Annotated in this window: 1 protein-coding gene; it reads left to right on the top strand. The window is 31.7% G+C overall.

Annotation, left to right across the window (positions count from 1 at the left end):
• The coding region (locus OK414_RS29365; RefSeq protein ID WP_264363570.1) for a hypothetical protein at positions 1 to 439 on the top strand (439 nt) is incomplete at its 5' end.
• Between the last annotated feature and the right edge of the window lie 360 nt (positions 440 to 799).

The raw sequence follows: 799 nt of genomic DNA, 5'->3' as shown, positions 1-799 counted from the left end.
GTCTAATGGCTATACAAAATTTGATAAAGCAGGTATGGAAAGGTTAAAAGAAATCCGATCGCTGCACCGAGAACAAAATTGGTCAATTAAGCAAATTGAAAATTATTTTGCTACAGGAGGGGAATCTTTTAAACCAGAACCTAAAAAGGCAACAGGTGAAGTTATTGCTGACGAATTAAAAGAGCTAAAAGAAGAGATTAAGTTATTAAGAGAACATAACGAACAACAAAAACAATTTAATATGGCTCTTATTAAAAAATTAGACGAAGTAAGTAATCGTACTGAAGAGCATTATAAACGTTTTGATGAAACAGCTCGGTCTCTTTTAGAAACAAAAAAAATGTTAGCTGTTGCTGATGACTTAAGTAAAAACCACAGTAAAGACCTTGGTAAATCAGGATTCAAAGGCTTTCTATCACGATTATTCCAAGGTAAATAACAATTGAACTATTAACCTATATAAACCAAAAAAAGAAAGATCCATTGCAATGGATCTTTCTTTTTTTGGTTTATATTACTATTTTTCATTGAATTATCAGATTACTAGGATGTATAATAGAATTAACAAAAATGTCCGGAATAGAAAAAAGACTTCAACTGTTTAAGATGTGCAGGAACACTCTTAAACCGTCCCCCCTAAACCACCTAGGGAAAACACCTGTCGAAGTCTCTTGTTAATAGTTTCATTATCGATAAGATAAAACTTATGATTTTATTTTATACGAAATTGACATCTATTTCAAGGGCTTAGTTCATCACAAAAAAAGACATTGTTTTCCTTGTTGAGGGAAACGATGTC

The organism is Priestia sp. JV24 (assembly GCF_025910025.1).
GTDB classification, from domain to species: domain Bacteria; phylum Bacillota; class Bacilli; order Bacillales; family Bacillaceae_H; genus Priestia; species Priestia megaterium.
This window is presented reverse-complemented; position numbering and strand designations above follow the sequence as displayed.